The organism is Arthrobacter sp. I3, assembly GCF_000520575.1.
Lineage (GTDB): Bacteria > Actinomycetota > Actinomycetes > Actinomycetales > Micrococcaceae > Arthrobacter > Arthrobacter humicola_A.
The window spans coordinates 20,597-31,209 of sequence record NZ_KI914928.1; the positions used below are offsets into that span (position 1 = coordinate 20,597).

At 68.2% G+C, this 10,613-nt stretch carries 11 protein-coding genes; 6 read left to right on the forward strand and 5 right to left on the reverse strand.

The features are described 5' to 3' along the window. The first annotated feature begins 267 nt into the window (after positions 1-267). Together Y706_RS0112680 and Y706_RS0112685 are read left to right on the forward strand one after the other, a co-directional pair. Positions 268-2,229 (forward strand): acyl-CoA dehydrogenase family protein, encoded by a 1,962-nt coding sequence (locus Y706_RS0112680; RefSeq protein ID WP_156945141.1) that lies wholly within the window; start codon positions 268-270, stop codon positions 2,227-2,229. Between the two features lie 116 nt (positions 2,230-2,345). Next, positions 2,346-3,176 (forward strand): hypothetical protein, encoded by an 831-nt coding sequence (locus Y706_RS0112685; RefSeq protein ID WP_028276873.1) that lies wholly within the window; start codon positions 2,346-2,348, stop codon positions 3,174-3,176. A 25-nt stretch (positions 3,177-3,201) separates the two neighbouring features. On the opposite strand, the gene Y706_RS0112690 is transcribed toward Y706_RS0112685, so the two are convergent. Continuing rightward, on the reverse strand, positions 3,202-3,612 hold the full coding sequence (locus Y706_RS0112690) for a YchJ family protein (protein WP_043436116.1): 411 nt from the start codon (positions 3,610-3,612) through the stop codon (positions 3,202-3,204). Between the two features lie 296 nt (positions 3,613-3,908). On the opposite strand from Y706_RS0112690, the gene Y706_RS25305 reads away from it, so the two are divergent. The 4 genes from Y706_RS25305 (at position 3,909) to Y706_RS0112710 (ending at position 7,711) form a co-directional block, all read left to right on the forward strand. Further along, positions 3,909-4,517, forward strand: a complete 609-nt coding sequence (locus Y706_RS25305; protein WP_043436103.1) for a hypothetical protein — start codon at positions 3,909-3,911, stop codon at positions 4,515-4,517. Positions 4,518-4,557: 40 nt separating this feature from the next. Beyond that, positions 4,558-5,562, forward strand: coding sequence for an aldo/keto reductase family protein (locus Y706_RS0112700; RefSeq protein WP_028276875.1), 1,005 nt, complete (start codon positions 4,558-4,560; stop codon positions 5,560-5,562). A 9-nt stretch (positions 5,563-5,571) separates the two neighbouring features. Next, a complete protein-coding gene (locus Y706_RS0112705) occupies positions 5,572-6,426 on the forward strand; it encodes an SDR family oxidoreductase (RefSeq protein ID WP_216699133.1) in 855 nt (284 codons plus the stop codon). Positions 6,427-6,589: 163 nt separating this feature from the next. Further along, the gene (locus tag Y706_RS0112710; RefSeq protein WP_028276877.1) at positions 6,590-7,711 is read left to right on the forward strand and encodes a sulfite oxidase; all 1,122 of its coding nucleotides are present in this window, start codon (positions 6,590-6,592) and stop codon (positions 7,709-7,711) included. Between the two features lie 23 nt (positions 7,712-7,734). Here Y706_RS0112710 and Y706_RS0112715 read toward each other — a convergent pair whose 3' ends face one another. From Y706_RS0112715 to Y706_RS25310, 4 genes are all read right to left on the reverse strand, one after another. Continuing rightward, a complete protein-coding gene (locus Y706_RS0112715; RefSeq protein WP_028276878.1) occupies positions 7,735-8,616 on the reverse strand; it encodes a cytochrome c oxidase assembly protein in 882 nt (293 codons plus the stop codon). A 70-nt stretch (positions 8,617-8,686) separates the two neighbouring features. Next, entirely contained in the window at positions 8,687-9,295 is a 609-nt protein-coding gene (locus tag Y706_RS0112720) for an RpiB/LacA/LacB family sugar-phosphate isomerase (RefSeq protein WP_028276879.1), read from the reverse strand. 45 nt (positions 9,296-9,340) lie between these two features. Continuing rightward, a complete protein-coding gene (locus tag Y706_RS0112725; protein ID WP_028276880.1) occupies positions 9,341-10,114 on the reverse strand; it encodes an SDR family NAD(P)-dependent oxidoreductase in 774 nt (257 codons plus the stop codon). 98 nt (positions 10,115-10,212) lie between these two features. Then, a partial coding sequence (locus Y706_RS25310) for a sugar phosphate isomerase/epimerase family protein (protein ID WP_156945142.1) occupies positions 10,213-10,613 on the reverse strand: 401 nt, incomplete at its 5' end.

Sequence of the window (10,613 nt, forward strand, 5' to 3'; positions counted from 1 at the left end):
CACGCCTCAACGGTGGAGATGCCCGCCGATTTCCAGGTCGACTTCGGCACGGACTTCCGGTCCGACTTTCCGGGCCAGGCCTCCCCTAGCACAGGCACTTACCCGCGAGTAGTATTGCGGGACAGCTGAAGGGTCCTCCACCCGCGGCGGATCCAGGGCTCAAGCCGGTCACCCGGTTAGAGGAGATGCCCCGTGAGCTCCGCCATCGAAGACCCCGCCACCACACCCGGTACTCCAGCGTCAGATTCTCCAACATCAGGCATTCCGATTCCGGCGGCCGCCGGGGCCCCTGAGCACGTCGGCCCCGACGCGACGGCCGCCGACGCCCGCGCCATTGCCGAGGCCGCCCGCGAAACCAGCTGGACCCAGCCCAGCTTCGCGAAGGGCCTCTATCTTGGCAGCTTCGATTTGTCGCTGATTCACCCGTGGCCCGAGGCTCCGGCCGACGACGTCGAACGCGGCGAGGCGTTCATGGCCCGGCTGGCCGCCTACTGCCGCACGATGTCCGGGCAAACCATCGAACGCGACGACCGGATCCCGGACGACTATCTCAAGGGGCTGGCGGAGCTCGGTGTGTTCGGAATGAAGATTCCCCGCGAATACGGCGGTCTGGGCCTCACGCTCGTGTATTACGGCCGCGCCCTGGCCCTGCTGGGCTCGGTGCACCCAAGCCTCGGCGCCCTGCTCTCCGCGCACCAGTCGATCGGCGTCCCGGAGCCCGTCAAGGTCTTTGGCACTCCGGCCCAGAAGCGTGAATACCTGCCCCGCTGCGCCGCCGGCGCCGTCACCGCTTTTCTGCTCACCGAGCCCGACGTCGGCAGCGACCCCGCCCGGATGGGCAGCACGGCCGTCCTCTCCGACGACGGCGAGTCGTATCTTCTGGACGGCGTCAAGCTCTGGACCACCAACGGTGTTATCGCCGAGCTCGTCGTGGTCATGGCCCTCGTGCCGCCGCACACCGATGCGGACGGGACCGCCAATAAAGGCGGCATCAGCGCGTTCGTGGTCGAAATGGACACCCCCGGCATTACCGTGGAAAACCGCAACACCTTCATGGGGCTCCGCGGGATCGAAAACGGCGTCACCCGCTTCCACCAGGTCAGGGTCCCGGCCGCCAACCGGCTGGGCCGGGAAGGCCAGGGCCTGAAGATCGCCCTCACCACGCTGAACACGGGCCGGCTCTCCATCCCCGCGCTGTGCGTCGCCACCGGCCGGTGGAGCCTGAAGATCGCCCGCGAATGGTCCGACGCCCGCACCCAGTGGGGCCGGCCGATCGGCCAGCATGAGGCAGTGGGCAAGAAAATCGCTTTCATCGCCGCCAGCGCCTTCGCCCTGGACGCCGTGTTTGAACTCTCCGCGGAAATGGCCGACGCCGGGCAGAAAGACATCCGGATCGAGGCGGCCCTGGCCAAGCTGTGGTCCACGGAGATCAGCTGCCTCATCGCGGACGAACTCGTGCAGATCCGCGGCGGCCGGGGCTTTGAAACGGCGGACTCCCTCGAAGCCCGCGGCGAGCGCGCCGTCGCCGCGGAACAGCAGCTCCGCGACATGAGAATCAACCGGATCTTCGAGGGGTCCTCGGAAATCATGAGGCTGCTGATCGCCCGTGAAGCCGTGGACGCGCACCTGGCGGCCGCGGGAGACCTCGCCTCGGAGGACGCCCGCCTCTCCGACAAGGCGAAGGCCGCCGTCGGAGCCTCCGGCTTCTACGCGAAGTGGCTGCCCAAACTCGTGGCCGGCGCCGGCATGGACCCGCGCTCCTACAGCGACTTCGGCCGGCTCGCGAAACAGCTGCGCTACGTGGAGCGCTCCTCCCGGCGCCTGGCCCGGCAGACCTTCTATGGAATGGGCCGGTGGCAGGCCAAACTTGAGCACAAGCAGGCGTTCCTGGGCCGGATCGTGGACATCGGTGCGGAGCTGTTTGCCATGGCCGCCTGCTGTTCGCGCGCCGAGATGCTGCTGCGGACGCAGCCGGAACGCGGCGCCTCCGCGTACGAACTCGCCGAGGCGTACTGCGAACAGGCCCGCGTTCGCGTCGACGAATACTTCGACCGGCTGTGGCGGAACACCGACGACGCCGACCATGCCCTGGCCCGCAAGACACTGGCCGGGGACTACACCTGGCTGGAGGCCGGGATCCTCGACCAGTCCGAAGGGACCGGTCCGTGGATCGCGGACGCCAGCCTGCGTGCCTCCGTCCGGGAGGACCTGCACCGCAAGTACCGCTGACGGGCCGCCGCCACCGATAGTAAGCATCCTTGCTAACCGGATTCCGCCGTGGTTAGGTTGACGCCAGACCGGCACCTCCAGGGTGCCCGGTCATTCAGCGAAAGTGAGCAGCCCTCATGAGCAGCACCGCAGGCCCCGACGACAAGACAACACGCCACGCCGCGCAGGACGACGCCACAACCCGTCCCGTTACAGCAGTCCGCGACGTCGACCCCGTCCGGGAGGCACCGGTCCGCGACGTCGACCCCGTCCGCGACGCACCGGTCCGCGAGACTGTTCACGACACTGTCGTGGAAGAGATCCCCACGCGCGAGACGGTAGTGGCCCGCGAGAAGGAACAGTTCGGCGGCATCAAGGTCGGTTCGGCATTCTTCGGCTGGCTGACGGCCACGGGTACGGCCGTGCTGCTCACCGCGCTGGTCGCTGCCGGCGGTACCGCCGTCGGACTGGCCACCAACACCGATGTGAACGACGCCGTCGACCAGGCCTCCAGCAACCAGACGGTCGGGCTGACCGGCATCATCGTGCTGCTCGTGATCCTCTTGGTCGCCTATTACTGCGGCGGATACGTCGCCGGGCGGATGGCCCGCTTCAACGGCGCCAGGCAGGGCTTCATGGTCTGGATCTGGGCCCTGATCGCCGCGATCGTCGTCGCCGTGCTGGGCCTGGTCGCCGGGCAGCGCTTCAACATCCTGGCCAACCTGAACAGCTTCCCGCGGATCCCGATCAACGAGGGCGAATTGAACACCCTGAGCATCATCGCGGCGATCGTCGTGGCCGCGGTGGCTTTGGTGGGCGCAGTGCTGGGCGGCCTCGCGGGAATGCGTTTCCACCGCAGGGTGGACCGGGCCGGCTTCAGCCCGGCAGCAACGGTTGAGAACCAGACCGTCAGGGACAACTCAGCCGGAGAGAACTCAGCACGGGACAACTCAGCCGGGCGCCCCTAGCCGCGACGGCGTCAGCCCGGAAGCCTCAGCCGGCAACGACGCCATCTACGTAGTACCAGCGCCGGTCCACGCGCACAAAGCGGCTGCTTTCGCGGTGCAGGCCCCGTTCGCCCTCGTGCCGGTAGTGTGCCGCGAATTCCACGGTGCCTTCGCTGTCCAGCGGGCCGCCGCGGCCGGTGGAGAGGATGTCCAGGCGTCGCCACTGCATGCCGGAGTCAAACTCCAGCTCAGCGGGCCGAGTGTCCGGGTGCCAGGTCCGGAGCAGGTAACCCGCGTCCCGGACCACGAAGGCGCTGTACCGGGAGCGCATGAGCTGCTCCGCCGTAGGCGCCTCGGCGTCCCCGCGATGGAACCGGCCGCAGCAGTGCACATACGCCTCGCCCGACAGGCACGGGCAGTTCCCCTCATAAGGCGCGGAATATGCCGCTTCCGGAATACTCGCGGACCGGTCCGTGCCGGATGCTCCGGCGGGCTCGGGATCGGCTGCTGCGGCGTGCGTCACAAGGTGTCCTTCCGGCGGGCCGGACGACGCCGGCGGGGCTGTCTCCGACTATAGACGCCCGGCGGGCGGGGCCCGTGCCCCGCCCGCGGATAACGGCTTTGACACATATTCGCCACGACTGCCGGGGGCGGCACGGTGCCAGCGAAAAGTACGTATTGTTAAGGGGGCTCCTGCCCGCCGCGTGCTTGCGGCAGGGACCACGCTGAAGCAGGCCGGCAAGGAGAGGTGACATGGAAGATCCAACGACCATTGCGCTGAACCTGACTTTTTTCGGGACCCTCGGCGTGGCGTTCTTCATGTTCCTCGGCCTCTTCCTGGTCTTCGCCGCCACCCTCGTACTCGCAGGAATCGGCCGACTGGCGGCAGTCGTTGTCCTGGCCGTCGCCGGGCTCGTCCGCGGAACCCCGGTATCACAGGAAGATGGGGCTGCGGAAGAGCCGGCGCCGCACCGTCCGGCCAAGGCCGCGAAGCCCGCACGTCCCGCCCGGAACGCAGCCAAAAAGGAACCCGCGCTGTCCCCGGAGTGGGCGGCCGCCGTGGCCCGGGCCGATGCCCGCGCCGCCGCGAGGGCCAGGGCCGAGGCCGGACCCGCCGTCCGGGTCACCGTCCGGGACCTGCCCGACCCCCTGGCACCGGCACAGGACATCACGGAAGTCTCTGCCCTCGTGCAGTCAGCCACGGACACCAATGGAACACTTGGCGCCGTCCCGCGGGCGTTCAAAAAGCCGCCCATGCCCGCAGCGAAGTCCCTGCTGGACACCGGATCGCTCGTGGCGCTGCGCGGCACTCCGCCGGCCGGGAAGGCCAAACAGCCGGTCCAGGAACGCAAGGCCGGCTGAGCCCTTACCCCGGGCAGGCAAGTCCGCTACGTTGGAACCCATGGAATTCAGATACCTCGGGAACAGCGGCTTCAAGATTTCAGAAATCACGTTTGGCAACTGGCTGACCCACGGCTCCCAAGTGGAGAACGACGTCGCCACCCAGTGCGTCCGGGCCGCGCTCGACGCCGGTATCAGCACCTTCGACACGGCCGACGTGTACGCCAACACGGCGGCGGAGACGGTCCTCGGAGCAGCCTTGAAGGACGAGCGCCGCGAATCGCTGGAAATCTTCACGAAGGTCTTCGGCCCCACCGGGCCCAAGGGCCACAACGATCTTGGCCTGTCCCGCAAGCACATCATGGAATCCATCAACGGCTCCCTCACCCGGCTGCAGACCGACTACGTGGACCTCTACCAGGCACACCGCTACGACTACGAGACGCCGCTGGAAGAGACCATGCAGGCCTTCGCGGACATCGTGCGGCAGGGCAAGGCCCTGTACATCGGGGTCAGCGAGTGGACGGCCAACCAGATCCGCGACGGCCATGCCCTCGCCAAGGAACTGGGCTTCCAACTGATCTCCAACCAGCCTCAGTACTCCATGCTGTGGAGGGTGATCGAGGCCGAGGTGATTCCGGCGTCGGTAGAACTGGGCCTGTCCCAGATCGTCTGGTCCCCGATTGCCCAGGGCGTGCTGAGCGGCAAGTACCACCCCGGCAAGCCTGCCCCTGAGGGCAGCCGCGCCACGGACTCCAAGGGCGGCTCGCGGATGATCGAGCGCTGGATGTCCGACGAGGTCCTCACCGGCGTCCAGCAGCTCAAGCCGATCGCGGAGGAGGCCGGGCTGACCATGGCACAGCTCAGCATCGCCTGGGTGCTTCAGAACAAGAACGTGGCCTCCGCGATCATGGGCGCGTCCCAGCCGGAGCAGATCGAGAAGAACGTCGCGGCAGCCGGCGTGAAGCTGGACGCGGTGATCATGGACAAGATCGACGCCGTCATCGGCTCGCTGGCCGAACGCGACCCCGCGCAGACCAAGTCGCCCGCCTCCCGCGAGGCCTAGACCATGACCATGACCGACGCTCCCGAGCTTGCCGTCACCGGGTCCACCGGCCAGCTGGGCGCCCTGGTGGCCAGGCTGCTGGCCCAGGCCGGCAGCCAGCAACGGCTCCTGGTGCGGGACGCCGCCCGGGCACCTGAGCTCGAAGACGCCGTCCCCTTCGTCACCACCTACGCCGAGCCGGAGCGGACGAAGACGGCGCTGGCCGGGGCGAAAACGTTGTTCATGGTCTCCGCAGCCGAGGCCGAGGACCGGCTGCAGCAGCACTACGCTTTCGTCGATGCCGCGGCCGCAGCGGGCGTCCAGCACATCGTGTACACCTCGTTCTTCGGCGCGGCGCCGGACTCCACGTTCACGCTGGGCCGGGACCACTTTGCGACCGAGGAGCGCATCAAGGCCTCCGGCATGGACTACACGTTCCTGCGGGACAACTTCTACCTGGACTTCCTGCCGCTCCTGGCCGGCGAGGACGGCGTGATCCGCGGCCCCGCCGGAGATGGCGCCATGGCTGCCGTGGCGCGGTCAGACATTGCCCGATCGGCCGTCACCGTGCTGCGGGACCCGTCCCTGCATGTGGGACGGACGTATGACCTGACCGGCCCGGAAGACATCTCGCTGGCCCGCGCCGCCGAACTCCTGACCGCCGGAACCGGCCGGGCCATCACCTTCCACAACGAGACCCTGGCGGAGGCCTACGGGTCCCGCGCCTCCTACGGCGCCCCGCCGTGGCAGGTGGACGCCTGGGTGAGCACCTACACGGCCATCGCCGCCGGCGAACTCGCCGGTCCGACGTCGGCGGTGCATGAGCTGACGGGCCGGGAACCGCTGAGCCTGGCGCAGTTCCTGGCCGAGGCGCACACGCTGTAGCCCCTGGATCGGAAGGGACGGGGCCGGCGTGGACCGGTGTTGACGGTTTCCGGGCTGCGGCGTAGACCTGAGACCAGGTGATACCTAGTAAAACCGGCGGGTCCTTCACAGGACCGGGACCGGGCTGGTCCGGAAAGAATCGCGGCATGCCATGCCAAAGCAAATGTCCAGACACTCTTCTGTCCTGAAGAGTCCGCGCCGGCAGGCCGGACAACCACGGGCGCATCCCGGCGAACCGAGCCACGGCCCGCTGACGGCGGAGGAACTCCAGCTCGCCGTGCGGAACCATTCCATGCCGCTCGAGGCCCTGCGGAGCGACACCACACCGCCCGGACTGCACTACGTGCTCACGCACTTCGACATCCCGTTCATCGACGCCGAACACTGGCATCTGTGGATCGGCGGCGCCGTGCAGCGGTCCTTCGAACTGAGCCTGCGGGCCTTGCTCCGGGCACCGAGCATCACCCTCCCGGTCACCCTGGAGTGCGCCGGCAACGGCCGGTCCCTCCTGCGGCCCCGCCCGCTGAGCCAGCCGTGGGTACTCGAGGGAGTCGGGACCGCCGTGTGGACCGGCGTCCCGCTCGCCTACCTGCTGACGCGGGCCGGAGTGGAGGACGACGCCGTGGAGGTGGTCTTCACCGGGGCCGACGCCGGCAGCCAGGGCGGCGTCGCCCAGCAGTACGCGCGCAGCCTGCCGATCGAGGAGGCCTTGCGCCCCGACGTCGTGCTCGCCTACCGGATGAACGGCGCGGACCTGCCGCCGCAGCACGGCTATCCGCTCCGGCTTGTGGTGCCCGGCTGGTACGGCATGGCGAGCGTAAAGTGGCTGACCTCGATCAAGGTTCTGACCAAGCCCTATGACGGTTTCCAGCAGGCGGTGGCGTACCGCTACCAGCATGATGCCGAGGATCCCGGAACCCCGGTCACCTGGATCAAGGTCCGCTCGCTCATGGTGCCCCCGGGTGTCCCGGATTTCTTCACCCGGAGCCGGATCCTGCCCCCGGGACCGGTGATGCTCACCGGCCGGGCCTGGTCCGGGCAGGGCGCCGTGCAGCGCGTCGACGTCGGAATCGACGGAAAGTGGGCCGCGGCCCATCTGGAGCCCCCGGCAGCGCCGTTCGCGTGGTGTGCGTGGTCGATGCCGTGGGTGGCCGATCCGGGCGAACACGAGCTCTCCTGCCGTGCCACGGATGCCAGCGGCGCGGTCCAGCCGCTGGAACCGGAATGGAACTACCAGGGCATGGGCAACAATGTGGTGCAGCGGATCAAGGTCAGCGTGGCATAGCGCCCCACCCGGGGCGCGGGGAGTTAGCGGCCGCGCCGCAGGTGCTCCGCATTCAGTTCATCGAGCTGGGAATCCGTGAGCTCGTCAAAGCCGCGGGCCTCGCGTTTGTCGCTGCGGGAGAAGCGGATGAACATCAGGATGATCAGGGGCAAGTCGACAATTTCGCAGATGAACCACAGGACGTCCCCCGCCAGCTGCTGGTCACGCAGGGCGTTGGGGAACCAGCCCAGCGCAGACGGCGTCGATGCGACGTGATCCAGCACCTGGCCGTTGAGGCGCAGCAGGATCCCGGGCACGGCATCGACCAGCAACTCGATGAAGACAAACACGAACTCCATGATGAAGAACGCGCTGGAGCGGCGGAAGTCCGCGTCCTCGATGATCGGCAGGGCCATCATCATGCCAAGCAGCGGGACCCCGACCGTCAGGAGCGCCTCGGCCCAAGCGGCTGTGCGGAGGGTGTAGAACGCCGGAGTCAGGAAGGTGGAGAAGAGGGCAAGGCCCAGGAGCGGGGCGGCCATGGAGTTGCCGGCCAACCGCACCGCACTGTGGGCGAGCGCCCTGTTCAGCCGGCCGACGCCGCGCGGCGGCAGGGCCGCACGGGCGAGGGAGATGGGTTTTCCCAGGCCGATCAGCAGCGGCACCACGAAGAGCAGCAGGGAAATCTTGAGCGTGAAGGCCCACCGGAGCTGCGCGCTGTAGACGCCAGGGAACCCGCACGTCAGCACTGTCAGGGACCCAAGGCCCAGAAGATAGAACGCCAGCGTCCGCCACACGGGATGGCGGTGCCCGCGCGCCGTCGCGGCCCTCAGGCCCAGCGCATACAGCAACGCCGAGCCGCCGATCAGGGCGGCGGCGGCCCAGTCGATCTGCCAGGCGGTGAGGACTACATCAAGGGGCGGCACGGGCTCATGATAGATACCATTTCTTGGAAGACGCCGGGCCCGTGCCTGGCCGGGCGGCCCGGGGCAGGCCTCAGCATCCCTCGTAGCCGGTCAGCACCTTGACCTTGTCCGCCGAGGCGGACGAGGGATCGAAGGTGTAGCCGATCCACTCCCGCGCGAGCCGCCGTGCCAGTTCCAGTCCCACCACGCGCTGGCCCATCGTGAGGACCTGGCAGTCGTTGGAGAGTACGGACCGCTCCACGCTGAAGGAGTCATGGGCGGTCGCGGCCCGGATGCCGTCCACCTTGTTGGCGGCAATGGCGACCCCGATCCCCTCGGCGGCGAGCCGTTCGCTGGCCATGCCGAAGTTCATGACGTCGCCCGCGTAGTTGCCATAGGTGAAGACCACCCCGGCACCGGAATCCGCCGCCTTGGCCACGGAGTATGCCTGTTGGGCCGACGGCGAAGTGAAGATATTCCCGACGACGGCGCCGTCGGCCAGTCCGGTGCCGATCAGCCCGGCGAAGGCCGGGTAGTGCCCCGAGCCGCCGCCGGCCAGCACGGCCACCTTCGGTTGGCGGGGCCGGTACCGGCGGACGGCGCCGCCGGGCACCTGGCGCACCAGGTTCGCATGGACGTCGCAGAAGCCGGCGAGGGCTTCTTCGGCGAAATCGGACGGGTTGTTAAATATTCTGGTCATCGTGGGCTCTTTCAGCTGCTCGCGGTCTTCTCAACGGCGGGACTGCTAGTGGATGTGGCTTCCGCCGTTGATATCGATGGTGGTCCCGGTGAGGTAGGCGGACTCCTCGGAGGACAGGAAGGTGATGACGGCCGCGATTTCCTCGGTGCTGGCGTTGCGCCCCAGCGGAATTCCGGCGTTGATGGCCGCTTCCTGCTCTTCGGTGCTGCCCACGCGGATATTCGTGTCCACGGCGCCGGGGGTGATGGCGTTGACGGTCACGCCGGTGCTGCCGATTTCGCGGGCCAGGGCCTTGGTGAAGCCCAGGATGGCCGCCTTGGCCGCGGAATAGGGCACCTTGCCGAAGACGCCGCCGCCGCGCTGGGCAGAGACGGAGGACATGTTCACGATCCGGCCCCAGCCGCTGGCGATCATGTCCGGCAGGAAGGCGCGGGTGACAAGGTAGGTTCCCGTCGCGTTCACGGCCATGACCTTGTTCCAGAGCTCCAGGGTGGTCTCGAGGAACGGCACCGGGGAGGTGATGCCGGCGATGTTGGCGAGGGCCCCGACGGCGGGAAGGCTGCCGGAGCGGACTTCGGCGGCCACGGCGTTGTACGCGGCTGCCACGGAGTCCTCGCTGGCGACGTCGACCTCGTAGCCAAAGGCGGGAACGGTGAACTCGTTGCCGATCTCCGCTGCGACCTTGGCGGACTTCTCGCCATCGAGGTCCAGTATCACCACGGCCCAACCCTGGCTGGCGTAGCGGCGTGCGGTGGTGATGCCGATGCCCCGGTCCGAGGTTGCCCCGGTGAGGACGGCGGTGCGCTGGATGGTGCTCATGATGCTCCTTGGGTTGGTGTTGTGTCTTTGATTGAATTGATTGCTCCAGTAGCGCCGTTTTGGCGGTCCAAAAGGGCCGTTGCGGAGCAATCGATGGTTCAGATGAGGTCTGTGATGAAGCTCGCGGCCTTGGCGGCCGCCGCGGGGCGCTCCCCGTGGGTCACGTCCCGGGTCTCCAGCTCCAGGGAGAAGTGGCCGGTGTAGCCGTCGGCCGCGAGGGCCTCCAGGCCGGCGGCGAAATCGGCCTGGCCGTTGCCGATGCTGAGGTTGATGTTCCCCGGCACGGCATCGCGCAAGTGAACATGGGCGATGCGGCCCTGATGGCGCCTGAGGTAGTCCAACGGATCCTCGCCGGCGGCCACGATATGGCTGAAGTCCATGACGATCCCGACCCCGGAACCGGCCAGCCGCCCGGCCAGCAATTCCGCGCGCTCGAGGTTCCAGCAGAACCGCAGGAAGTGCAGGGACTCGGTCCAGAGCTCGACGCCGAACACGTCGG